18 protein-coding genes are annotated in these 23,402 nt (G+C 72.5%); 10 read left to right on the top strand and 8 right to left on the bottom strand.

Annotated elements, in window-relative coordinates:
- The first annotated feature begins 127 nt into the window (after nt 1–127).
- The 3 genes from C7S10_RS10310 (at nt 128) to C7S10_RS10300 (ending at nt 4,439) form a co-directional block, all read left to right on the top strand.
- Nucleotides 128–1,180 carry a class I SAM-dependent methyltransferase gene (locus C7S10_RS10310; protein ID WP_243395304.1) on the top strand — a complete coding sequence of 351 codons (1,053 nt, stop codon included), beginning with the start codon at nt 128–130 and terminating at the stop codon, nt 1,178–1,180.
- A 66-nt stretch (nt 1,181–1,246) separates the two neighbouring features.
- Nucleotides 1,247–3,412 carry an alpha/beta fold hydrolase gene (locus C7S10_RS10305; protein WP_108344335.1) on the top strand — a complete coding sequence of 722 codons (2,166 nt, stop codon included), beginning with the start codon at nt 1,247–1,249 and terminating at the stop codon, nt 3,410–3,412.
- Nucleotides 3,413–3,479: 67 nt separating this feature from the next.
- A complete protein-coding gene (locus tag C7S10_RS10300) occupies nt 3,480–4,439 on the top strand; it encodes a Rossmann-fold NAD(P)-binding domain-containing protein (RefSeq protein WP_108344334.1) in 960 nt (319 codons plus the stop codon).
- A gap of 6 nt (nt 4,440–4,445) precedes the next feature.
- Here C7S10_RS10300 and C7S10_RS10295 read toward each other — a convergent pair whose 3' ends face one another.
- The 5 genes from C7S10_RS10295 to pdhA are packed head-to-tail and all read right to left on the bottom strand — an operon-like array spanning nt 4,446 to nt 9,989.
- Nucleotides 4,446–4,910 carry a GNAT family N-acetyltransferase gene (locus C7S10_RS10295; RefSeq protein ID WP_108344333.1) on the bottom strand — a complete coding sequence of 155 codons (465 nt, stop codon included), beginning with the start codon at nt 4,908–4,910 and terminating at the stop codon, nt 4,446–4,448.
- A gap of 40 nt (nt 4,911–4,950) precedes the next feature.
- Complete coding sequence (locus C7S10_RS10290; RefSeq protein WP_108344332.1) at nt 4,951–6,306, bottom strand: serine/threonine-protein kinase; 1,356 nt, start codon at nt 6,304–6,306, stop codon at nt 4,951–4,953.
- A gap of 35 nt (nt 6,307–6,341) precedes the next feature.
- A complete protein-coding gene (locus tag C7S10_RS10285; RefSeq protein ID WP_108344331.1) occupies nt 6,342–7,829 on the bottom strand; it encodes a dihydrolipoamide acetyltransferase family protein in 1,488 nt (495 codons plus the stop codon).
- Nucleotide 7,830: 1 nt separating this feature from the next.
- The gene (locus C7S10_RS10280; protein ID WP_108344330.1) at nt 7,831–8,817 is read right to left on the bottom strand and encodes an alpha-ketoacid dehydrogenase subunit beta; all 987 of its coding nucleotides are present in this window, start codon (nt 8,815–8,817) and stop codon (nt 7,831–7,833) included.
- A complete protein-coding gene (gene pdhA, locus C7S10_RS10275) occupies nt 8,817–9,989 on the bottom strand; it encodes a pyruvate dehydrogenase (acetyl-transferring) E1 component subunit alpha (protein ID WP_108344329.1) in 1,173 nt (390 codons plus the stop codon). Before pdhA ends, C7S10_RS10280 begins: the two co-directional genes overlap by 1 nt.
- A gap of 167 nt (nt 9,990–10,156) precedes the next feature.
- Here pdhA and C7S10_RS10270 point away from each other — a divergent pair, with 167 nt between their 5' ends.
- Both C7S10_RS10270 and C7S10_RS10265 read left to right on the top strand, forming a co-directional pair.
- Complete coding sequence (locus tag C7S10_RS10270; protein WP_165807109.1) at nt 10,157–11,194, top strand: family 43 glycosylhydrolase; 1,038 nt, start codon at nt 10,157–10,159, stop codon at nt 11,192–11,194.
- Between the two features lie 157 nt (nt 11,195–11,351).
- The gene (locus C7S10_RS10265) at nt 11,352–12,686 is read left to right on the top strand and encodes a family 43 glycosylhydrolase (RefSeq protein ID WP_165807108.1); all 1,335 of its coding nucleotides are present in this window, start codon (nt 11,352–11,354) and stop codon (nt 12,684–12,686) included.
- Nucleotides 12,687–12,695: 9 nt separating this feature from the next.
- Here the strand turns inward: C7S10_RS10265 and C7S10_RS10260 are convergent, their stop codons facing one another.
- Nucleotides 12,696–13,670 (bottom strand): glutathione S-transferase C-terminal domain-containing protein, encoded by a 975-nt coding sequence (locus C7S10_RS10260; protein ID WP_108344326.1) that lies wholly within the window; start codon nt 13,668–13,670, stop codon nt 12,696–12,698.
- A 108-nt stretch (nt 13,671–13,778) separates the two neighbouring features.
- Between C7S10_RS10260 and C7S10_RS10255 the strand changes: the two genes are divergently transcribed.
- Both C7S10_RS10255 and C7S10_RS10250 read left to right on the top strand, forming a co-directional pair.
- Nucleotides 13,779–14,780 carry an RNA polymerase subunit sigma-70 gene (locus C7S10_RS10255; RefSeq protein WP_243395303.1) on the top strand — a complete coding sequence of 334 codons (1,002 nt, stop codon included), beginning with the start codon at nt 13,779–13,781 and terminating at the stop codon, nt 14,778–14,780.
- Nucleotides 14,777–15,217, top strand: a complete 441-nt coding sequence (locus C7S10_RS10250; RefSeq protein WP_108344324.1) for a DUF6069 family protein — start codon at nt 14,777–14,779, stop codon at nt 15,215–15,217. Before C7S10_RS10255 ends, C7S10_RS10250 begins: the two co-directional genes overlap by 4 nt.
- Here C7S10_RS10250 and C7S10_RS10245 read toward each other — a convergent pair.
- Entirely contained in the window at nt 15,180–16,868 is a 1,689-nt protein-coding gene (locus C7S10_RS10245; RefSeq protein WP_108344323.1) for a hypothetical protein, read from the bottom strand. The genes C7S10_RS10250 and C7S10_RS10245 overlap by 38 nt on opposite strands.
- A 109-nt stretch (nt 16,869–16,977) precedes the next feature.
- Here C7S10_RS10245 and C7S10_RS10240 point away from each other — a divergent pair, with 109 nt between their 5' ends.
- The 3 genes from C7S10_RS10240 to C7S10_RS10230 all read left to right on the top strand — a co-directional run bounded on the left by C7S10_RS10240 (nt 16,978) and on the right by C7S10_RS10230 (nt 22,119).
- Nucleotides 16,978–17,529: an ArsR/SmtB family transcription factor gene (locus C7S10_RS10240; protein ID WP_108344322.1), complete on the top strand. Its 552-nt coding sequence runs from the start codon at nt 16,978–16,980 to the stop codon at nt 17,527–17,529.
- The gene (locus C7S10_RS10235) at nt 17,526–18,791 is read left to right on the top strand and encodes an MFS transporter (protein ID WP_108344321.1); all 1,266 of its coding nucleotides are present in this window, start codon (nt 17,526–17,528) and stop codon (nt 18,789–18,791) included. Before C7S10_RS10240 ends, C7S10_RS10235 begins: the two co-directional genes overlap by 4 nt.
- 121 nt (nt 18,792–18,912) lie before the next feature.
- Nucleotides 18,913–22,119, top strand: a complete 3,207-nt coding sequence (locus C7S10_RS10230; protein WP_243395302.1) for a reprolysin-like metallopeptidase — start codon at nt 18,913–18,915, stop codon at nt 22,117–22,119.
- Between the two features lie 94 nt (nt 22,120–22,213).
- On the opposite strand, the gene hisC is transcribed toward C7S10_RS10230, so the two are convergent.
- On the bottom strand, nt 22,214–23,287 hold the full coding sequence (hisC, locus tag C7S10_RS10225) for a histidinol-phosphate transaminase (protein ID WP_108344320.1): 1,074 nt from the start codon (nt 23,285–23,287) through the stop codon (nt 22,214–22,216).
- Nucleotides 23,288–23,402 lie beyond the last annotated feature (115 nt).

Here is a 23,402-nt window from a genome sequence, read left to right as displayed (position 1 = left end):
CGGCCCGGAGGCGGGCCGGTCGGCCACGACCAGGGGGGTCACCGGACGCGGTGGCGGGCCGCGCGTTCGTACGTTCGGGGCCGGACCAGACCCAGGGAGGAAACCGATGACAACCACAGAAGCACCGGTGGATACGGACAAGCTGATGGCCTTCGTGTTCCGGGCCGTCGACGAGGTGGGCGCGACGCTCAACGCCGCACTGGTGGTGATGGGCGACAAGCTCGGCTACTACCGCGACCTCGCCGCCCACGGACCCAGCACGCCCAGCGCGCTCGCCGAGCGCACCGGCACCAGCGAGCCCTACGCCCGCGAGTGGCTCAACGCGCAGGCCGCCGGGGCGTACGTCGCCTACGACCCCGCGACCGGCACCTACACGCTGCCCCCGGAGCAGGTCGTCGCACTCACCGTCGAGGACAGCCCGGCGTTCCTGCCCGGCTTCTTCCAGATCGCCCTCGGCACCGTGCACGACACCTCCAAGATCCTCGCCGCCGCGAGGAGCGGAGCCGGCTACGGCTGGCACGAGCACGACACCGACGTCCACGTCGGCTGCGAGCGGTTCTTCCGGCCGAGCTATCACGCGCACCTCGTCGCCGAGTGGCTGCCGGCCCTCGACGGCATGGTCGACAAGCTCACCGTCGGCACGACCGTGGCCGACGTCGGCTGCGGGCACGGCGCCTCCACGATCCTGATGGCGCAGGCCTTCCCGAACTCGACGTTCGTCGGCTCCGACTACCACCCCGAGTCGATCGCGATCGCCCGCAAGCGCGCCCTCGACGCCGGCGTGATGGACCGGGTGAGCTTCGAGGTCGCACCCGCCTCCGGGTTCGGCGGGACCGGCTTCGGGCTGGTCACGATGTTCGACTGCCTGCACGACATGGGCGACCCCGTCGGGGCGGCCCGCCACGTCCGCAGCGCGTTGGCCGACGACGGCACCTGGATGGTCGTCGAACCGATGGCGGGCGACCGCGTCGAGGACAACCTCAACCCGGTGGGCCGCGCCTACTACGGCTTCTCGACGCTGCTGTGCACCCCGTCGTCGCTGTCGCAGGACGTCGGTCTCGCCCTCGGCACCCAGGCCGGCCCGGCGAGGATCCGCGACGTCACGACCGCCGGCGGCTTCACCCGGTTCGACCGGGTCGCGGAGACGCCGTTCAACCAGGTCTTCGAGGTCAGGCCGTGACGTAGGCCTGTCGCGGGACCCGCGACGGATGGAGACTGATCGGGCCGGAGCAGGAGGGAGAGCGGCATGAAGGAGTCGCAGGGGGTCTCCGGGCACCGCCCGTGCCCTCCCGACCGCTCCGGCGTGGTCGTGCGCGACGGGGTGGAGATCGCGTACGCCGTCCACGAGGCAGGGCAGCCGGATCGCCCCACCATCGTGCTGATGCCGACCTGGTCGCTGGTCGACTCGCGGGTCTGGAAGCTCCAGCTGCCCTACCTCGCCCGGCACTACCGCGTCGTCACCTTCGACGGCCGGGGGTGCGGTCACTCCGGGCGCCCGGCCGGCGCGGCGGCGTACACCGATCGGGAGTACGCCGCCGACACGCTCGCCGTCCTCGACGCCACCGAGACCCCGCGGGCCCTGCTCGTGGGGTTCTCGTGCGGGGTGGCGTGGTCGGTGCACGTCGCGGCGCTGCACCCCGAGCGCGTCACCGGCATCGTCGCGATCGCCGCCTCCTGCGGGCTCTCGGTGCCCGACCCGGCGCGGGAGAAGTACGCCTTCGACGCGCGCCTCGACACCACGCGGGGCTGGGCGAAGTACAACCAGCACCACTGGCTCGAGGGCGGCTTCGACGACTTCGTCGGCTTCTTCTTCGCGCAGATGTTCCACGAGCCGCACTCGACCAAGCAGATCGAGGACGTCACGCTCTGGGCCTCCGACATCGCCCCGCAGACGCTGGTCGACACCGTGGCCGGCCGGCTCGGTCTGTCCGGCGCCGAGGCGACCGACCTCGAGCCGCTGTGCCGGCAGGTCACCTGCCCGGTCGTGGTCATCCACGGCACCGAGGACCGGGTCCGGCCGGCCCGGATCGGGCACCGGCTGGCCGAGCTCACGCAGGGCGAGCTGGTGCTGCTCGACGGGGTCGGCCACGCGCCGGGGGTGCGCGAGCCCGTCCGCACCAACCACCTGATCAAGGACTTCGCCGACCGGCTGCACCCGACGCCGGGCAGGTCGGCGAGCGGGTCGACGTGGGTGCGTGCGCGGCGCCGCCCGAAGCGCGCGCTCTACCTCTCCTCACCGATCGGGCTCGGACACGCCCGCCGCGACCTGGCGATCGCCCGGGCCCTGCGCGAGCGCCACCCCGACCTCGAGGTCGACTGGCTCGCCCAGGACCCGGTCACCCGGGTGCTCGAGACGGCCGGCGAGACCGTGCACCCCGCGTCGCGCTGGCTGGCAGGAGAGTCGGCCCACATCGAGGACGAGTGCGCCGACCACGACCTCCACGCCTTCCAGGCCATCCGGCGCATGGACGAGATCCTCGTCCACAACTTCATGGTCTTCGACGAGGTGGTCACCGAGACCCCCTACGACCTGGTGATCGGCGACGAGGCGTGGGACGTCGACTTCTTCCTGCACGAGAACCCCGAGCTGAAGCGGTCCGCCTTCGCCTGGATGACCGACTTCGTGGGCTGGCTGCCGATGCCGTCGGGCGGGCCCGCGGAGGCGGCGCTGACCGCCGACTACAACGCCGAGATGATCGAGCAGCGCGCCCGTCACCGCCGGTTGCGGGACCGGTCGATCTTCGTCGGCGACCCCGACGACGTGATCGACGAGTCCTTCGGCCCCGACCTGCCCGGCATCCGCGAGTGGACGGCCGACAACTTCGACTTCGCGGGCTACGTGTCGGGGTTCGTTCCGCCCGACGAGGAGGAGCGCGCCCGACTGCGGGCCTCCCTGGGCTACCGGCCCGACGACCTCGTCTGCGTCGTCACCGTCGGCGGCTCCGGGGTGGGCTCCTCCCTCCTGCGGCGGGTGCTCGACGCCGTACCCCCGGCCCGTCGGCTGGTGCCCGGGCTCGAGTTCCTGGTCGTGTGCGGGCCCCGGATCGACCCCGCCTCCCTGCCTCGACCCGACGGCGTGCGCGTGCGCGGCTTCGTGCCCGACCTGCACCGCACCCTCGCGGCGTGCGACCTGGCGGTCGTGCAGGGCGGGCTGACGACCTGCATGGAGCTGACCGCGAGCCGGCGACCGTTTCTCTACGTGCCGCTCCAGGACCACTTCGAGCAGAACTTCCACGTCCGCCACCGCCTCGAGAGGTACGCCGCCGGCCGCTGCGTCACCTATCCGGAGGCCTGCGACCCGGACCTGCTGGCGGGGCTGATCGCCTCGACCGTGCGTCAGGAGGTGCGCTACCGACCCGTCGAGACCGGAGGGGCGGAGCGCGCCGCCGACCTGCTCGCCGAGCTGCTGTAGGCGCCGCCCGTTCTGCCCTCGGCGGACAGGCCTTGCCGTGCGGCGCGCGCACGGGTGGAGTGTCGCCATGCGACTCCTCGTCCTCGGCGGCACCCGGTTCCTCTCGCGCTCGGTGACGGAGCAGGCGGTGGCACGCGGGTGGGACGTCACCTGCGCCTGCCGCGGGGAGTCCGGGGCGGTGCCGCCCGGTGCCACCCACCTCGTGTGGGACCGCGCGCTCGACGCGCCGGCCGAGCTGCTGGCCGGTCGGTGGGACGCGGTCGTCGACGTCTCGCGCACCCCCTCCCACGTCGGTCGCGCGGTCGCCGCCGTCCCCGACGCGCACTGGGTCTTCGTGTCCACGATCAACGTGTACGCCGACAACACCTCGCCCGCGATGGAGCCCCTCGTCGAGGCGATCGTCGACGACGTCGACCTCGCCGAGGAGCCCGACGCCTACGGTCCGATGAAGGTCACCTGCGAGTCGCTCGTGATGCAGGGCGCGGCCTCGTCGATGGTGGTGCGGCCGGGCCTGATCGTGGGACCCGACGACGGGTCGGGTCGCTTCGGCTACTGGCCCGAGCGGCTGGCGCGCGCGAGCACCGGCGAGGAGGTGCTGGCGCCCGGCTCGCCCGACGACGTCGTGCAGGTGATCGACGTCCGCGACCTGGCGGGCTGGATCGTCGACGCGTGCGAGCCCGGCACCACCGGGGTCTTCGACGCGGTCGGCCTCGCGATGCCGATCGCCGACCTCCTGGGCGAGGTGGCCGGCGGCGTCGGCGCCGAGCCGACCTGGACCTGGGTCGACACCGACTTCCTCACCGAGCGCGGCGTGGAGCCGTGGGCGGGCCCCGACGCGATCCCGCTGTGGCTGCCGCGGCCCGACTACGACGGGATGATGTCGCACTCGCCCCAGCCCGCGATCGACGCCGGGCTGCGGCTGCGACCGGTCGCCGACACCGCGCGCGACAGTCTCGGCGGGACCGCCGTCGGGATCAGCGCCGGGCGCGAGGCCGAGCTGCTCGCCGCCTGGCACGCGTCGCGCTGAGGCCCCTCAGCCGAGCCGCTTCTCGTAGAAGACCCGATCGAGCTCGTCCTCCTCGTGCCGGCCGGTCACGGCGTAGCCGCGCCGCTCGTACATCCGCTGGTTCTCGACCATCAGCGCGTGGGTGTAGAGCCGCACCGAGGGCAGCCCCAGCTCGCCCGCCCGCTCCTCGGCGATGACCAGCAGGCGGGCGCCGATGCCCTGCCCGTGGCGGTCGGGACGCACCGCGACGTTCTCGAGCAGCAGGTGGTCGGGGTGCGCCACCAGCACCAGCAGCCCGACCACCGCGTCGTCGGACTCGGCGACCCACACCTCGTCGTGGTCGACCGCGGCGGCGTAGTCCGCGTCCAGCGGAGCGGGTCGCACGCCCGGCGGCAGGCGGTCGAGGTACGGCGAGTAGGCGGCGACCGCCAGCTCGGCGAGCACCGGCGCATGGGCCGGCGTCGCCCGCCGTACGGCGATCGGTGTGTCCATGCCGGGACGCTACCGCGGGTGACCGCCCGCCCGGTCCGCCTCAGGGGATGACGCAGGACAGCGCGGCCGTCGTCAGCGCAGCCTTCATCTCCGGCTTGTCGGCGAGGTCCTGGTCGACGTACGCGAAGTCGGCGTCGAAGAAGCCCTGCTCGATCATCGCGGGCAGTCCGACCTCGTCGACGACGGACCGTGCGACGCACGCCGCCGACTCCGGCGTGACCGCCGGCTGGGTGAGCAGCGCCTCCTCGAAGCTGGCGAGCGCGGTCGCGCGCTGCTCCTTCGTGACGTCCCCCGACGGCGTCGACGAGGGCGTCGACGGCGGCGTCGACGGTGGGTCCGAGGTGGGGTCGGACGTCGGGTCGGTGGTCGGCTCCGAGGTGCTCGTGCTCTCCGACACCTCTGGCGGGCTGGTGACGCGCTCGGCCTCGGGCCCCGGCGACAGGACCCTCCACACCACCCACCCGAGCAGCGCCAGCACGACGACCCCGGCGGCGGCGAGGATCGGGAGCCGGGAGCGCCGCGCGGGCGCCGGGGCGGCTGCCGCGCGCACCGCGGTCGGCGCCTCGTCCACCATCCGCTGCACCGTGCGCAGGTCGTCGCGCAGGGCCGCGGCGTCGCGGTGGCGGGCGCCCGGGTCCTTGGCCATCGCGGTGCGCAGGACCCGGTTGATCTCGCGGACCTCGAGCGAGTCCCCGTCGAGCTGCGGCACCGGCTGCTCGAGGTGGGCGCTGACGACCTGGTAGTCGGAGGTGCCCGAGAACGGGGCGTGCCCGACGAGCGTCGACCACAGCAGGCAGCCCAGGGAGTAGATGTCGCTCGCGATGCCCGCCTCGCCGCCGGTGTGGAGCTCGGGGGCCATGTAGGACGGGGTGCCGACGACACCCTGCGTGAGGCCGGTGTGGTCGCCGCCGGCGCGACGGGCGATGCCGAAGTCGGCGAGGTAGGCGGTGAAGCCGGACGCGGTCGACGCCGTGCGCTTCAGGAGGACGTTGGCCGGCTTGATGTCGCGGTGCACGAGGCCGGCCGCGTGGGCGTCGGCGAGGCCGCTCGCGACCTGCGCGATCAGGTCCACCGCCTGCGAGGGGGCCGGGGCGCCCGAGCGGCGGAGCATGGTCCCGAGGTCGCCGTCGGGGACGAGCTGCGTCGCGATCCACAGCTGGCCGTCGGTCTCGCCGTGGGCGTAGACCCGCACGACGTGGGGCGAGTCGAGCGAGGCCATGGCGCGGGCCTCGCGGACGAACCGGGTGCGGAACTCCTCGTCGTCGGCGAGCTGCGGCGAGATCACCTTGAGGGCGACCGGCCGCTGGAGGGCCTCGTCGTGGGCGGCGTACACCACGCCCATGCCCCCGACGCCGAGGCGCCGGTCGACGAGGTAGGGCCCGATCCGTTCGGTCACGAACGGGCCCTACCCCCTCGAGTGGTCCCTCACACTCAGAACAGCAGGGCGGTGCCCGGGTCCTCGAGCATGCCGGCGACGTCGGCGAGGAAGCGCGAGCCCTTCTCGCCGTCGATGTGCCGGTGGTCGAACGACAGCGCCAGCGTGGTGATGTCGCGCGCGACGATCTCGTCGCCCACGACCCACGGCTGCTTGCGGATCGCGCCGAAGCACAGGATCGCGGCCTCGCCCGGGTTGATGATCGGGGTGCCGGCGTCGACGCCGAAGACGCCCACGTTGGTGATCGTGAACGTGCCGCCCGCCATCTCGGCCGGCTGCGTCTTGCCGTCGCGCGCGGTGGCGGTCAGCTCACCGAGCGCGCCCGCGAGCTCGACCATCGAGAGCCGGTCGGCGTCCTTGATGTTGGGCACGACCAGGCCACGCGGGGTGGCGGCGGCGATGCCGAGGTTGACGTAGTTCTTGTAGACGACCTCCTGCGCGGCGTCGTCCCAGAACGAGTTGATCTCGGGGGTCCGCTTCATCGCCAGCATCACCGCACGGCTCAGCACCAGCAGCGGGCTGACCTTGGCGTCCTTGAGCTCGCGCCGCTTCTTCAGCCGCGCGACGAGCTCCATCGTGGCCGTGACGTCGACGGTGATCCACTCCGTGACGTGCGGGGCCGTGAACGCGCTGCCGACCATGGCCTGGGCCATCATCTTGCGCACGCCCTTGACCGGCTCGCGGGTCTCGCGCTCCGCGCCCCCGGTGGTGGGGGTGCGAGCGGAGCGTGCCTCGACACCACCAGCGGCTGCCGTCGCAGCGCCGGAGCCGGCGCCCTCGACGTCGGCACGGGTGATCACACCGCCCGCACCGGACCCGATCAGCGTGGACAGGTCCACCCCGAGGTCCTTGGCCAGCTTGCGCACCGGCGGCTTCGCCAGGGCGCGTACGGCGCTGGGCGACTGCGCGGCGGCCGGGACGAGCGCCTCGGCGGGCGCGGGGGTCGGGGCCGGGGCGGCCGAGGTGGCCGGCACGGCGGGCTCGTCGACGGCCGCGACCTCGTCGGTCTGGGCGCCGCCCGGCGCGAACGCACCCTGCAGCTGCATCTGCGCCTGCGCCCCGGCCTGGGTGGCCGGCGACGCGGAGCCGCGACGGGCCCGGCGCTGCGGACCGCGCTCGGCCTTGTTGCGACCGACCAGCGACTCCCCCTCGCCGCCGCCCGAGGCGGCGGGGTTGGACAGGTCCATGTCGGACAGGTCGACCTCGGGGGCAGCAGCCGCTGGCGCGGCCGCCGCGGGGGCGGCCTCGCCCTCGGCGCCGACCGAGATGATCGGCGTACCGACCTGCACCATCTCGCCCTCGGCGACCAGCAGTGCGTTGATCGTGCCGGCGTACGGCGAGGGCAGCTCGACGATCGACTTGGCGGTCTCGATCTCGACGATGATGTCGTTGATCTCGACGACGTCGCCGACCTTGACCTTCCACGAGACGATCTCGGCCTCGGTCAGGCCCTCGCCCACGTCGGGCAGCTTGAACTCGGCCATCTCAGAACTCCAGCGAACGGTCGACGGCATCCAGGACGCGGTCGAGGTCGGGCAACCACTCCTCCTCGATCCGCGACGGCGGGTACGGGGTGTCGAAGCCGCCGACGCGCAGGACCGGGGCCTCGAGGGAGTAGAAGCACTCCTCGGTGATCCGGGCCGACAGCTCGGCGCCCATGCCGAGGTTGACGTGCGCCTCGTGGGTGACGACGACGCGGCCGGTGCGGCGGACCGACTCGAAGACCGGCTTCATGTCCAGCGGAGACAGCGTGCGCAGGTCGATGACCTCGAGCGACTTGCCCTCTCCTGCGGCGGCCTCGGCGGCCTTGAGCGCGGTCTTCACCGTCGGGCCGTAGGCCAGCACGGTGACGTCGGAGCCGGCGCGCACGGTGCGGGAGGTGAAGAGCGGGTCGGGAGTGGCCGACTCGTCGAGCTCGAGCTTGTCGGCGTGGTACTGCCGCTTCGGCTCCAGGAAGATCACCGGGTCGTCGCAGGCGATGGCCTGCTGGATCATCCAGTAGCCGTCGACCGGGTTGGAGCACGCGACGACCTTGAGGCCCGGCGTGTGCGCGAACTGCGCCTCCGGCGACTCGCTGTGGTGCTCGACCGCGCCGATGCCGCCGCCGAACGGGATGCGGATGACCATCGGCATCTTCGACCTGCCCTGCGAGCGGAAGGTCATCTTCGCGACCTGGCACACGATCTGGTCGTACGCGGGGTAGACGAAGCCGTCGAACTGGATCTCCACGACAGGGCGGTAGCCACGCAGGGCCATGCCGACCGCGGTGCCGACGATGCCGGACTCCGCGAGCGGCGAGTCGATGACGCGGTCCTCGCCGAAGTCCTTCTGCAGGCCGTCGGTGATGCGGAAGACGCCGCCGAGCTTGCCGACGTCCTCACCCATGATGAGGACCTTCGGGTCGTCCTCCATGGCCTTGCGCAGGCCCATGTTGAGGCCCTTGGCCAGCGTGATCTTCTGTGCGGTGCTCATCAGTGGTCGCTCCCCTCGAACGAGGCGAGGTAGGCCTCGTAGCCGTCGCGCTGGGCGGCGAGCTCGTCGGTCATCTCGGTGTAGACGTGGTCGAAGACGCTCATCGGCTGCGGGTCGGGCAGCGCCTTGCAGCCCTCGCGGAGGTGGTGGCCGAGCTCCTTCGCCTCGTCGTCGAGGTCGTCGAAGAACTGCTGGTCGACGAGGCCGTTGCGGCGCAGGTAGACCTTGAGCCGCTCGATCGGGTCCTTGAGCTTCCAGCTCTCGACGTCGTCGGAGAGGCGGTAGCGCGTCGGGTCGTCGGTGGTCGTGTGCGCACCCATGCGGTAGGTGTAGGCCTCGATGAAGGTCGGGCCCTGGCCGTCGCGCGCACGCTGCAGCGCGGCCTTCGTGACGGCGTACGTCGCCAGCACGTCGTTGCCGTCCACGCGCACGCCCGGGAAGCCGAAGCCGAGGGCGCGCTGGTAGAGCGGGATGCGGGTCTGGCGCTCGATCGGCTCCGAGATGGCCCACTGGTTGTTCTGGCAGAAGAAGACCACCGGCGCGTTGTAGGACGCGGCGAAGATGAAGCCCTCGTTGACGTCGCCCTGCGAGGACGCGCCGTCGCCGAAGTGGGCGATGACGGCGGCGTCGCGGTCGGGGTCGCCGGTGCCGACGGCTCCGTCGCGCTGGATGCCCATGGCGTAGCCGACGCCGTGCAGCACCTGCGCGCCGATGACGATCGTGTAGAGGCCGAAGTTCTTCTCGGCGGGGTCCCAGGCACCCTGGTCGACGCCGCGGAAGAGTCCGAGCAGGTCGAGCGGGTCGATGCCACGGGTGTAGGCGACGCCGTGCTCGCGGTAGGTCGGGAAGACGTAGTCCTGCGGGCGGAGCGCGCGGCCGGCGCCGATCTGCGCGGCCTCCTGGCCGAGCAGCTGGGCCCAGATGCCGAGCTCGCCGTGGCGCTGGAGCGCGGTCGCCTCGGTGTCGATGCGCCGGGTGAGCACCATGTCGCGGTAGAAGCCGCGCAGCTCCTCGGCGGAGAAGTCGTGGTCGAACTCGGCGTGGTGGACGCGCTCACCCTCGGGCGTCAGGAGCTGGACGAGCTCGGGGCCGCCGTCCTGCTGCGAGGGCCCGAAGACCTCCGCGAGATCGGGCCCGAAGTGTCCGGGGCTGGCTGCTGCGGTGTCGCTCATGGCACTCCATTCGTTCATGCCGGCGGCTGCGCGGGGTCACCGGGCGCACCGAGGGCTGTGTGATTCCATGCTGCCGCAGGCGTGTGTGACCCCGACCACATGGTGTCGTCAAAGTTATCGGGCGCAGCACCCCGGGGGCGAATCGAGGTGCGTCTAGGTTGTGCGCCGTGCGTCTGCGTCCCGCCCTCACCGGCCTCCTCGTCACCGCCCTCTCGGCGGCGCTCGCGCTCGTCGCCGTACCAGCGCTGGCCGAGCGCGTCCCGCGACCCGTCCTCAGCGGCGACTTCGCCGACCCGGCGGTGACCGTGAGCGGCAACGGCTTCGTCGGCTTCTCCACCGGCAGCCTGGTGCCGCGATCGTTCTCCGAGCGCCCGAGCGGAGCCTGGCGACCGGCCGGCTCGTCGCTCGTCCGGCTGCCCTCGTGGTCGCACGCCGACGGCGACATCTGGGCCTCCGACATCGCCCGCGTCGGTCGCTGGTGGGTGCTCTACTTCGCAGCGCCCGTGCGCGGCATCGGTGAGTACGGCCGCTGCATCGGCGTCGCCCGCTCCCGCTCCGCGACCGGGGGGTTCACGGCGATCGGCGGCAGGCCGCTGGTCTGTCCGTCGTACGTCGCTGCGCCGGCCGCCGAGGACACGGTGCCGGTGGTCCTCCCCGGCCTGCCCCGGGCGGGCGTGATCGACCCGTCGCTCGTCGTCGCCGGGGGCCGGCCACACCTGCTCTACAAGACCGACCGGATCCCGTCGTCGATCCGGCTGCTGCCCCTGTCGAGGAGCGGCCTGCACGCCGCCGGTCAGAGCGTCGAGCTGTTCCGGCACGACGGCGTGCTGGAGAACCCGGTGCTCATCGAGCGCCCCACCGGCTGGGTGATGCTGCTGTCGCAGGGCGACTTCACCCACTGCTCCTACCGGACGGTCTGGCGCCGCTCGACCTCGATCCTGAGCTGGGCCGAGGCGACGACGGGGGTGCTGCTCGACCAGTCGTCGGGCCTGTGCGGTCCGGGCGGCGCCGACGTGACCCCGATGCCGCACTCCAAGCGGCTGCGGGTCTACTTCCACGCCTGGACCTGCCGCGGCTCGACCACGCCGTGCGGCCCGGGGATCCGGAAGGACACGGTGCGTCACCGCTCCCGGGCGATCCGGCCGATGTACGCCGCCGACCTCGACTGGGTCGACGGCGTCCCGGTGGTCCGCGGCTTCCTCTGACCCTCCCGCGGGGATATCCATGGGCGATCTCGGGGGGTGCCGGGCCGATCCACCCCCCGTTCCTCCCATGGATATCCCGACGCCGGGGCAGGCCGAGTTGCAACAATTTCCCGGCCTCGCGGTATCAAAGGAGTGCCTTGAAGGGGGTACCTGCCACATGCGTGCACCACGACACCCGTCCCGCTGGCTCGGCGCGCTCGTCGCGCTGGCGGCGCTGCCCGCCCTGCTCGTCCTGTCCCCGGTCTCGTCACCGGCCAGCGGCGCCGACGACGGCGCGAGCGACGCACGCAAGGCCGCGCAGGCGCCGCGTCCGCTGATCTGGACCCGCGACTTCGGCGACCCGACCGTGGTCTTCGACGGCACGCGCTGGTTCGGCGCGGCGACCGGGTTCCGCGCCCGCGGCGCGGTCTCCGACTACGACTGGGGCAACTGGGACCCCACCGGCGACCTGCTCAACGGGCGACCGGCATGGGCGAAGTTCGCCGGCGTCTGGGGCCCGGAGATCGAGCAGGGCCCCAACGGCTGGCTGGCCTACTACACGATGCCCTCGCGCGGCCTGCCCCACGAGCAGGACCGCTGCATCGGCGTCGCGACCGCCCCGACCCTGGCGGACAAGTTCACCCCCGTCAGCAACCGCCCGCTGGTGTGTCCCGACTACTCCACGACGCAGCCGGCCTTCGACCCGGTCGCCGGCCGCACCGGACTGCCCAACCGGGGCGTCATCGACCCCTCGTCGTTCGTCGCCCCCGACGGCCGCCGCTTCCTGATGTATCGCACCCAGGGCACGCCCTCGACGATCCGGATGATCCGCCTCAACGCGGCCGGCACCGGCACGTTCGGGCGCAGCCGCGAGCTGATCCGCGACGTCGGCGTGCTCGAGAACCCGGTGATGGTCAAGCACGGCCAGTGGTACTACCTGATCACCTCGCGCGGCGACTACGGCGACTGCCGCTACCGCACCATCTGGCGCCGCTCGAAGTTCCGCCACCAGGGCTGGCAGGGCACCCGCGGCCACGCGCTGGTCAACCGCCAGAACTCCGGTGTGTGCGGGCCCGGCGGCGCCGACTACGTCGAGGCCACCGACACCCACGCCAACCGGCTGTTCTTCCACGGCTGGGTCTGCAAGGGCACCAACCTGCCGTGCTACCAGAGCTACCACGGGCCCTCGGACTACGAGGACGTCGGCAAGCGCGCGCTGTACGCCGCCCGCCTGCTGTGGACCAAGGACGGCCCCGTGCTCTCGGCGTTCGTGCAGGGTCCCGAGCCGGCGCCCGCGCCACCCCCGACGCCGACCGAGACGCCGACACCCACCCCGACGCCCACGGTCACACCGACGACCTCACCGACGACGTCACCGACGACGTCACCGACCGTGACCCCGACGGGCACGCCCACCACGACACCGACCGGGACCCCGACGACACCCACGACGAGCCCGACGACGACCGGCACGCCGACGGGCACGCCGACGACGAGCCCGCCGACCCCCTGATCCGGGCGCTCAGCCCCGACCGTGCGGGGTCGTCCAGCCGGACTCGTCGGGCCCCTGCGGCACGATCCCGGTCGGGTTCACGTCGGTGTGCACGCGGTAGTAGTGCGCCTTGATCTGCTCGAAGTCGATGGTCTCGCCGAAGCCGGGCGTCTGGAACAGGTCGCGGGCATAGCCCCACAGCGCCGGCATCTCGATCAGCTTGTTGCGGTTGCACTTGAAGTGGCCGTGGTAGACGGCGTCGAAGCGCGCGAGCGTCGTGAACAGTCGCACGTCGGCCTCGGTGATCGCCTCGCCCATCAGGTAGCGGCGGTCGGTGAGGCGCTTCTCGAGCCAGTCGAGGGCGGCGAAGAGGCGCTCGTACGCCGCGTCGTACGCCTCCTGCGAACCGGCGAAGCCGCAGCGGTAGACGCCGTTGTTGACCTCGGTGAAGACCCGCTTCATCACGGCCTCCATCTCCTCGCGCGAGTCCGCGGGCCACAGGTCGGGCGCGTCGGCGCGGTGGTGCTCGCGCCACTCGAAGAAGAAGTCGTGGGTGATCCAGGGGAAGTCGTTGGTCACGACCTTGACCGTCTCGACCTCGACGATGGCCGGCACCGTGATGCCGCGCGGGTAGTCGGGCACGCGGTTGAAGTAGGCCTCCTGCAGCCGCTCGATCCCCAGCACGGGGTCGACGCCACCGGGGTCGAGGTCGAAGGTCCAGCTGCGGGCGTCGTGCGTCGGACCGGGCATGCCGAGCGAGATCACGTCCTCGAGCCCGAGCAGGTTGCGCACGATGATCGCGCGGTTGGCCCACGGGCAGGCCTTGGCCGCCACCAGCCGGTAGCGGCCGGGCTCGACCGGCCACGACGGCGCGTCCGGGTCGGCGCCGTACGCCCCCTCGAGCGGGTCGGCCGGCTCGTCGCCGGCGCGCAACCGGTCCGGGATGTAGGTCATGTCGCGCTCGAAGGGCTTGCCCTTGTCGGTGTACGTCGCAGCGTCGGCCATGCCTCGATCATCGCACTTTCAACCTTCGAAGCGAACGGGGTGATGAGTTCTCGCCGCCGCCGGCGTCATATCCACGACCGGACACGAGAGGTGAGGATGAGGATGAGCGTGAGCACGCAGCCGAAGGAGATCGACGTGCAGGAGCTGGACGGGACGGACGAGGCGGCCTTCACGGGGCACGCCGAGCGGCACCGGCGCGAGCTGCACGTGCACTGCTACCGGATGCTCGGGTCGTTCCAGGACGCCGAGGACGCCGTGCAGGAGACGTTCCTGCGCGCCTGGCGACGGCGCGAGACGTTCGAGGGGCGCGCGAGCTTCCGCGCGTGGCTCTACCGCATCGCCACCAACGCCTGCCTCGACCTGCTCGCCAAGCGGCGACCGGAGCCGGCCACCGGCGGCGAGGTGCTGTGGCTCCAGCCCTATCCCGACCGCCTGCTCGACGAGCTGACCGCGGACGAGGCCGACGAGCCCGAGACCGCGGCACTCGCGCGGGAGACGGTCGAGCTGGCCTACGTCGTCGCGGTGCAGCACCTCGCGCCTAGGCCGCGGGCGGCGCTGATCCTGCGCGACGTCGTCGGCTGGCCGGCGAAGGACGTCGCCGACCTGCTCGGCGACTCGGTCAACTCCGTCAACAGCGCGCTGCAGCGGGCCCGGGCGGGGATGCGGGAGCACCTGCCGCCCGAACGGCACGAGTGGACGGGCGGTGAGGACGACACCGACAACCGCGACCTGGTGCGTCGCTTCACCGAGGCCAGCATGGCGACCGACATCGACGCGATCGCCACCATGCTGCGCGACGACGTCCGGTTCGCGATGCCGCCGACGCCGGGCCTGATCGTCGGCCGTGACGCCGTCCTGGCCGACTGGATCGAGGGCGGCTACCCCGAGATGACCGGTCTCCGCGGCGTCCCGACCGCGGTGAACCGGCAGCCGGCGATCGGCTACTACACCTGGCACGAGGAGGCGTCGGCCCACCTCCCGCTGGCCATCGACGTGTTGCGCGTCAGCGGCGGGTCGATCACCGAGGTCACCATCTTCGGCCCCGAGCAGTTCGTCCACCTGGGACTCCCGGCGAGCCTGCCGGCGGCGACCGACGAGGTGTCGCGATGACTGCCGTGACCGTGCCCGGGGCGGGACACCGCCTCGGGCGCCTGGCCGTCCTCGGCCTGCTCGCGACCGGGGCCGCGATGGTGGTGACCGCGCTGCTCGCCGCCCTGGCGCGAGCGGTGGGTGTCACGCTCGAGGTCCCCGAGGGCGGGGAGACGATCCCGGTGTCCGGCGTCGCGGTGGTGACCGGCTTCTTCTCGGTGATCGGGGTGCTGATCGCCGCGGCCCTGCTCCGCTGGGCCTCCCGACCTGCCCACGTCTTCGTGCGTACGGCGCTCGCGCTGACGCTCGTCTCGCTGGTGCCGCCCTTCCTGGTCGGCGCGAGCGCGGCGACGTCCCTCGCGCTGGTCGTGCTGCACCTCGCGGCCGCAGCCGTGGTCGTCCCGGCCCTGGCGCGGGGCCTCAGCAGGCCTTCGCCCGGGCGGCCTTCGCCTGCCTGAGGTCCCGAGCGGCCGCGCGCTGCTTCGCCCTCGCCTTCGTGGCCCGGGCCTTCGCCTTCTTCGCCGCGGCGGCGTGCTTGGCGCTCGGCTGCGCCTTCGCCAGCCTGGTCGCGGCCCGCGCGCGCCGGGTGGCCACGGCGGTCTTCCTCACCGCCCGGGCCAGCGTCGACCGGGCGGAGCGCAGCGCCCTGGACGCGTCGGCGCAGGACTGGACGGCCCGCGAGACGCGCAGGACGAGCTTCGGGCTGCTCGCGCCCGCCGAGCCGCCGGCGGCGAAGCGGTAGGTCGTGCCGGCCGTGGCGTCGAAGGCGGCCGCCGGCAGGCTCGAGGTGGCGCACTGGCCACCGGGGTAGGGCTTGGCGGCCGGCGTCCGCCCGGTGCCGAGGGTGGTCCGGTTGGTCAGGGCGATCACCGCCGTACCCGTATAGACCGCGAGGGTGCCGTTGAACGCGGGCTGGGTGGAGCAGAGGTCCACGCGGTAGCGGCCGGCAGCCGGCGCCGTCCAGCTCCACCACACGGTGCCGGTGCCGGTCACGCCACCACGGGCGAGGGGCTCCCCGACCTCGTCGGAGGCGCCGACGTTGCTGCCGGTCGCCGAGGCCGGGACGGCAGACCCCAGGTCGAGGGCGTTGGCGAAGTTGTCGTTGACCGCGGGCCGGCTCAGGTGCAGCACGATGTTGCTGCTGGTCGTGCCCCCGGCACCCCCGGCGGCGATGGCGTAGGTCGTGCCGACCACCGCGTCGAACGCGACCGCCACCACCCGGGTGTCCGGGCACTGGCCGCCGGGATAGTCGGGCGTCGCCGCCGTACGACCCGTGCCGACCGACGACGCATTGGCCAGCGCGGCGACGTTCGGTCCGGTGAAGACCCCGAGCGTCCCGACGAGCACCGGCGACGAGGAGCAGATGTCGACGCGGTAGCGGGCGGTGACCGGTGGCGTCCAGGTCCACCAGATCGTGCCGGAGGCCTGGAAGATGTTGCGGGTGAGCGGCTCGCCGGCCTCGACCGAGGCGCCGACGTTGCTGCCGCTGCCGGTCGCCGGGACGGCCGAGCCCAGGTCGACGGCGTTGGCGTGGTCGTCGTTGGGCGCCGGACGGCTCAGGGCCAGCGCGATGCTCGAGCTCGTCGAGCCGCCCACCCCGCCGACGGCGATGCTGTACGTCGTGCCGGCGACCGCGTCGAACGCCGCGGCCGGCAGGTCGAGGTCGGCGCACTTGCCCCCGAGGTAGGAGTTCGGCGCCGCGCCGGTGAGCCCGTCCCCGACCGCCGTGACGTTGGTCAGCCCGGACACGCTCGCGCCGCTGAACACGGCCAGGGTCGCGGTGAAGACCGGCGTGGTGGCGCACAGGTCGACGCGGTAGCGGGCCGTCGCGGGTGCGGTCCACCTCCACCAGATCGTCCCCGTCGCCTCGCTCGCTCCTCGCACCAGCGGTTCGCCGGCCTCGGTCGTGGCCTCGACGTTGGACCCGACGGCGACCGCCGGGACCGCCGAGCCGAGGTCGGCCGCGGCGGCGAAGGCGTCGTTGGCCGGGGGCGCGGCCTGCGCCGCGCCGGGCACGAGCAGCAGGGCCGTGACGAGCGCGCCGACGGTGGCGGTGACGAGTGCCGCCCGTCTGCCCCTGCCCCTGGTCGTGCCCGCACGCTGGCCCACGGCTCGACGCTAGCCATGACGCCGGGGCCGGTCACGCCCATGATCGGGTAGATCGCCGTACCGCAAAGAAGTGTTTGCAAATGACTCTTTGCAGTTCTACGCTCAGACCATGGCCTCCTCCGTCACCCCCGACATCGCCGGTCTCCGCGCCCTGAGCCACCCCGTCCGGCTGAAGATGCTCGGCCTGCTCCGCACCGAGGGGCCCGCGACCGCGACCACGCTCGCGCAGCGGCTCGACCTCAACACCGGCGCGACGTCCTACCACCTGCGCCAGCTCGCGCAGCACGGCTTCATCCTCGAGGACACCGAGCGCGGCAACGCACGCGACCGCTGGTGGCGCGCGGCGCACGACAGCACCCGCACCGACTTCGAGGGCCAGGGCGAGTCCGAGGAGGACATCGAGGCCTACCTCCTGACCGTGGCCCTCGCGTACGGCGACCGGTTGCGTGCCGCGGTGGCCGAGATGCACTCGCTGCCCGAGCCGTGGAGGAAGGTCGGCACGCTCAGCGACTGGGAGCGCTCGTTGACCCCGCCCGGCGCCCAGGCGCTCGTGGAGCGGCTGACGGCGATCATCGAGGAGACGCCCCACAGCGACGACGAGACCGCGGCCCCCTTCGCGGTCAACCTCAACGCCTTCCCGCGACCGGGGGCCCACACATGAGCACGCCCACGACCACGCTGACCCGACGGGCCCCCCTGGTCGGCGGCCTGACCGCCGAAGGCGTGTCGTTCGTCGGCACCCGCATCTCGATGATCGCGGTGCCGTGGTTCGTCCTCTCGACCACCGGCTCGGCGACCCAGACCGGCCTCGTCGCGGCGTTCGAGATCACGCCGCTGGTGGTCTTCAAGGCGCTCGGCGGACCGCTCCTCGACCGCGTCGGCCCCCGCCGCGTCACCCTGGCCTGCGACCTCGCGTCGGCGTTCGTGGTCGGCGCCATCCCGCTGCTGCACCACCTCGGCCACCTCGGCTTCCCGCTGCTGCTGGGCCTGGTCGCGCTCGCCGGCGCCCTGCGCGGGCCGGGCGACGCCGGCAAGGCCGCGATGACGCCGGAGATCGCCCGCGTCGCCGGCGTCTCCCTCGAGCGGGTCACCGGACTGTCCGGCGCGATCGAGCGCACGTCCACCATGCTCGGTGCTGCCCTCGCCGGGCTGCTGGTGGCGGGGATCGGCGCCGCCAACGCGTTGTACGTCGACGCGTTCTCCTTCCTCGTCTCGTTCGTCGTCTTCGGGCTGGCCACGACCGGGCTGGGCAAGCCCGTCCCGCGGGCGGAGGCGGCCGACGCATCGACGTACGCCCAGGAGCTGGTGGAGGGCTGGCGGTTCCTGCGGACCGAGCCCGTGCTGGTCGCGATCTGCGCGATGGTCGCCGTCACCAACCTGATCGACCAGGCGTGGTCGGCCGTGCTCGCACCGGTGTGGGCCAAGGACTCCGGCGCGGGGGTGGCCGTGCTCGGGACGCTCTTCGCCGTCATGAGCGGCGCCTCGGTGGTCGGCGCGCTGATCGCCGCGAAGTGGGGCGAGACGCTGCCGCGCTACCGCACCTACGTCCTCGCCTTCCTGGTCGCCGGCGCACCCCGGTTCCTGGTGATGGCGTTCGACTCCCCGCTCTGGGCGGTGTTCGCCGTGATGGCCCTTGCCGGGCTGGCGTCCGGGTTCCTCAACCCGATCCTCGGCGCCGTCATCCTCGAGCGGATCCCCGAGCCGCTGCTGGGCCGGGTCTCGTCGCTCAACACCGCGATCTGCTGGTCGCTGATGCCGCTCGGCGGGATCCTCGGCGGCCTCGCCGTCGCCGGGATCGGCCTGGCGCCCGCGCTGCTCGTCGCCGGAATCGCCTACGCCGCGACGACGATGGCCCCGACCCGGGTGCCGTCCTTCCGGTCGATGGACCGGGCCCAGGCCGCCCCGGTCCCCGTCGACCACTGACGTCCGCTCGGCGCACGCACGTGCCCGCTGTCCGGGTCCCACCCCTTCGGATCCCGACTCTGGCGCTGGGGTGAAAACGGTGCTTGAGTGCAATCTCCACGCCACTCGAGGGGAATCTGCCTTGCGCACTGCCGGTGTTCGTCGTCTTGCTGTCACGGTCACGCTGGTCCTGGGAGCGGGGGTGCTGCCGGCGACGATGACCAGCCTCGCGTCGGCCGCTCCCGACGACGGGTCCTTCACCTCCCTCAAGGGCTTCACGCCCACCGGGGGCAAGGTCCGCGTCGAGCCGAAGGAGTACGCCGCCACGCGGGTCGACCTCGCGTCGCTGCGCGCCGACCTGCCCACCGGCACCGGCACCGCGGAGATCGAGGTGCCCGACCCGTCGGGCGCCCTCCAGACCTTCCGCGTCACCCCCACCCGGACGATGGAGTCCAAGCTCGCCGCCGCGCACCCGGAGATCGGCACCTGGTCGGGGCGCGGCGTCGACGACCCGCTCGCCTCGATCGCGCTCGACCTCACCCCGATGGGCTTCCACGCGTCGGTGCGGACCGCGGGCGCCCAGCGCGACTGGTACGTCGACCCGGCCTACAACACCCGCGGCACCACGCAGCACCTGAGCTACTACGGCGCCGACCTCCCCGCCAGCGAGCAGCGCCGCCGCGAGGGAGAGATCGCGGGCGTCGGCGACAAGCTCGCCGAGGCGCGCGCAGCCGAGCGCACCACCGCGGGCGCGTCGGTCTCCCGCAAGGTCTACCGCCTCGCACTGACCTCCGACCCGACCTACGCCGCCTACTTCGGCGCCGCCAACGTGCTGGCCGAGAAGGTGACGTTGATGAACCGCGTCAACCAGGTCTACAACGACGACCTGGCGATCACGATGCGCCTCGTCAACGCGACCGACGACCTCAACTTCGACACCGACGAGGAGGCCACCGGGCCCGACGGTCCGTGCGGCTCCGCCCCCTGCTTCAGCCTGTACGACGACGGCGGCACGCCCGACGACGACAGCGACGACGTCCCCGGTGGGCTCGACTTCTGCGACTCCCCCGCGCTCGGTGAGAACCGCAACGTGCTCGGCCTGCTCGTCGGTGCCTCCAACTACGACATCGGCCACATCGCGCTCGGCGTCAACGGCGGCGGCGTCGCGTTCCTCGGCGTCGTCGGCGGCGACTACAAGGCCTCGGGCTGCACCGGTCTCCCCGAGCCGAAGGGCGACTTCTTCGCCATCGACTACGTCGCCCACGAGATGGGCCACCAGTTCGCCGGCAACCACACCTTCAACGGCACCCAGCTCAACTGCTCGCTCGGCAACCGTGAGGGCACCACGTCGGTCGAGCCCGGCTCGGGGTCGTCGGTGATGGCCTACGCCGGGATCTGCCGCCAGGACAACCTGCAGGAGCACTCCGACCCCTACTTCTCGCAGCGGACGGTCGACGAGGTGACGACCTACACGGAGGGCGCCAACTACGCCAACATCGAGGTGCAGACGGTCTCCCTGCGTGACTTCGACGGCACCGACTCGATCAACATCAGCTACGACGGCTCGACCCCGGTCACGGTGACCAACGGCACCGACTACACCGCTGCTGGTGTCGAGGCCGCGATCGAGACCGCCACCGGCGCCGACGTGTCGGTCGTTCAGTGGGACTTCGACGAGACGGGCTACCGCCCCGACCCGACCGAGATCGACAGCCGCGGTTTCCAGGTGATCTTCAACGAGGAGCCCACCGTGTTCGGCGCCGACGCCGGCGACGTCGACTTCGACGCCCTGACCGTCACCGGCAACGGCGACGTCACCACGCTCGTCGGCGAGACCGCCAAGGGCGGGCCGGCCGACAACGGCGGCATCGCTGCCGAGGCCACCACCAACCACAACCCGACGGTGGCCGCACCGGCCGACAAGACGCTGCCGATGCAGACGCCGTTCGCCCTCACCGGGTCGGGCACCGACGCCGACGGCAACCCGCTGCTCTTCCTCTGGGAGCAGAACGACACCGGTGGTCCCGAGCGCACCGGCGGCACCGCGCTGGTGAGCAACACCAAGGTCAACGGCCCGCTGTTCCGGGTGTTCGGCAAGGAGGCGATGGTCTCCGACGCCGACTCGCTGCTGACCCCGTCGCCCAACCAGAACATCGCCGACGGCAGCCCGACGCGGGTCTTCCCCGACATGGCGCAGATCCTGAGCGGCAACACCAACGCGGCGACCGGCGTCTGCCCGACGGCGCCGCCGGTGCCGGTGCCGTTCGTGCGGCTCGACCCGAAGCTGACGGAGTGCTACTCGGAGTACCTCCCCAGGGCGGGCTACGTCGGCACGGCCGGCAGCACGACGCCGGCCATGCACTTCCGGCTCACCGCGCGTGACCTCTACCCGACGGGTGGCGGGCTGTCGTACGACGACGTGACCCTCAACCTCGACCCGACCGCGGGTCCGTTCCTGGTCACCTCGCAGGCGACGCCCGGCGCGACCGTGGCCGGCGGCACCGCCGTCCCGGTCACGTGGGCGGTCAACAACACCCAGGCCCTCGCGCCGACGGTGAAGATCTCGGCCTCGACGGACGGCGGTGCCACCTTTGGCACCGTGCTCGCGGCCGCGACGCCCAACGACGGCTCCGAGACGCTGCTGATGCCCAACGTCACCGCCGCCGACGTGCGGATCAAGATCGAGGCCGTCGGCAACTACTTCTTCGACGTCAACGACGCCTCGTTCAAGCTGCAGGCCAGCCCGGCGCCGGACACGAAGATCACCGCCGGCCCGGCCGAGGACTCGGTCGTGCTGAAGACCGAGCAGGCCTTCGCCTACTCCTCGACGGCGCCCGGGTCGACCTTCGTCTGCACGGTCGACGGCAAGACCGTGCCGTGCGCGGCGGGCGGCCTGACGAAGTCGTACGGCGCGGGCACCCACGTCTTCGCCGTCGCGGCGGTCGACCAGGCCGGCGTCGCCGACGCCACCCCGGCGACGCGAACCTTCACCGTGCCGTACGACGACAACGTGCTGAAGCGGAAGGGCGACTGGAAGCGGGTCACGAGGGCGGCGGCGTTCGGCGGTGACTACGTCACCTCGCGCGACCGGGGCGACCAGCTCACCAAGCGGATCAAGAAGGCCACGCAGGTCACACTGGTGGTCAGCACCGCCCGCAAGGCCGGCAGCGTCAAGGTGTTCATCGGAAAGAAGCGGGTCAAGACCTTCAGCCTCAAGGGCAAGAACAAGGTCAACCGGCTCCGGACGGTGAAGCTCGCCAAGCCCACCAGCGGCAAGCTGCGGATCGTCGTCGCGAAGAACAAGCCGGTGAAGATCGAGGGCGTCGCGGTCGTGACCGACCGGGGCTGATCAGGTTCCTGTCTCGGTTTCCCCGGCTAGCCGGGGAAACCGAGACATCCCGGGGCATGCAAACCCCCAGAAGTTCGCAATTCCCTCGAGAAGTTCAGCGCGGGAAGGTGCGCGCGAGCTCGATCAGCCGGTCGTTCGCCTCGTCCTCACCGATGGACACGCGGGCCCCCTCGCCGGCGAAGGGGCGTACGACGATGCCGAGCTCGTCGGCCGCGGCGGCGAACTCGTCGGTGCGCTCACCGAGCGCGAACCACACGAAGTTGCCCTGGGCGTCGGGGATGTCCCAGCCGGCGGCGCGGACGCCCTCGACCACCCGGGAGCGCTCGTCCACCAGTGCCCCGACCCGCTCGAACAGCGCGTCGGCGGAGGCGAGCGAGGCGATCGCTGCGGCCTGGGCGACGCTCGAGACGCCGAAGGGCAGCGACACGGCGCGGAGGGCGCCGGCGATCGCCGGCGATCCGACGGCGTAGCCGACCCGGAAGCCGGCCAGCCCGTAGGCCTTGGAGAAGGTCCGGGTGAGCACGACGTTCGGGTGCGCCCGGTAGGTCGCGAGCCCGTCGATCGCTTCGTCCATCCGGACGAACTCGAGGTAGGCCTCGTCCACCACCACCAGCACGTGCGACGGCACGCGGGCCAGGAAGGCGTCCAGCTCCGACTGGGTGACGCCCGGCCCCGTCGGGTTGTTGGGCGTGCACACGATCACGACCCTGGTGCGGTCGGTGATCGCGGCCGCCATCGCGTCGAGGTCGTGACGGCCGTCGGGCCGCACCGGGACCTGCACCGACACCGCGGCGGCGGCGGTCGCGGCGATCGGGTAGGCCTCGAAGGAGCGCCACGCGTAGACGACCTCGTCGCCGGGCTCGCAGAAGGCGTTGAAGAGCTGGTAGATCAGCGCTACCGACCCGGTCGCGGCGGCGAGGTCGGAGACCGGCACGTCGAGGTAGTCCGACAGAGCGGCGTACAACGCGGAGTTGCCCATGTCGGGATATCGGTTCATCGCCTCGGCCGCCCCCAGCGCTGCCTCGACCACGCCGGGCAGCGGCGGGTAGGGGTTCTCGTTGGAGGAGAGCTTGAAGGTCGTGAGGCCGGGTCGCGGCGTCGGCGGCTTGCCGGGGACGTAGGTCGGGATCGCCGCCACGTTGGCGCGCGCCTGCGGTGTCTGAGCCATGGCCGACACCCTAGGACGTGGGCACCGTCACACCCCACTCGTCGGGCGACGGGACGGCCCCGGCGATGTTCGCCATTCCCCGGACAGGACGCCGGATCCTTCGTAGGTTCGTGCC

It is taken from the genome of Nocardioides currus (assembly GCF_003057875.1).
Taxonomy (GTDB): Bacteria; Actinomycetota; Actinomycetes; order Propionibacteriales; family Nocardioidaceae; genus Nocardioides; species Nocardioides currus.
The sequence above is the reverse complement of the archived record's forward strand: the minus strand, read 5'-3'. Positions and strand labels throughout refer to the sequence as shown.

Bases quoted from the DNA above. Each gene is read 5' to 3' on its own strand.
- C7S10_RS10280 (WP_108344330.1), bottom strand. From the start codon at position 8,817: ATGAGCACCGCACAGAAGATCACGCTGGCCAAGGGCCTCAACATGGGC.
- C7S10_RS10235 (WP_108344321.1), top strand. From the start codon at position 17,526: ATGAGCACGCCCACGACCACGCTGACCCGACGGGCCCCCCTGGTCGGC.
- C7S10_RS10300 (WP_108344334.1), top strand. From the start codon at position 3,480: ATGCGACTCCTCGTCCTCGGCGGCACCCGGTTCCTCTCGCGCTCGGTG.
- C7S10_RS10260 (WP_108344326.1), bottom strand. From the start codon at position 13,670: ATGGCCGACGCTGCGACGTACACCGACAAGGGCAAGCCCTTCGAGCGC.
- pdhA (WP_108344329.1), bottom strand. From the start codon at position 9,989: ATGAGCGACACCGCAGCAGCCAGCCCCGGACACTTCGGGCCCGATCTC.
- C7S10_RS10295 (WP_108344333.1), bottom strand. From the start codon at position 4,910: ATGGACACACCGATCGCCGTACGGCGGGCGACGCCGGCCCATGCGCCG.
- C7S10_RS10265 (WP_165807108.1), top strand. From the start codon at position 11,352: ATGCGTGCACCACGACACCCGTCCCGCTGGCTCGGCGCGCTCGTCGCG.
- hisC (WP_108344320.1), bottom strand. From the start codon at position 23,287: ATGGCTCAGACACCGCAGGCGCGCGCCAACGTGGCGGCGATCCCGACC.
- C7S10_RS10250 (WP_108344324.1), top strand. From the start codon at position 14,777: ATGACTGCCGTGACCGTGCCCGGGGCGGGACACCGCCTCGGGCGCCTG.
- C7S10_RS10285 (WP_108344331.1), bottom strand. From the start codon at position 7,829: ATGGCCGAGTTCAAGCTGCCCGACGTGGGCGAGGGCCTGACCGAGGCC.
- C7S10_RS10240 (WP_108344322.1), top strand. From the start codon at position 16,978: ATGGCCTCCTCCGTCACCCCCGACATCGCCGGTCTCCGCGCCCTGAGC.
- C7S10_RS10305 (WP_108344335.1), top strand. From the start codon at position 1,247: ATGAAGGAGTCGCAGGGGGTCTCCGGGCACCGCCCGTGCCCTCCCGAC.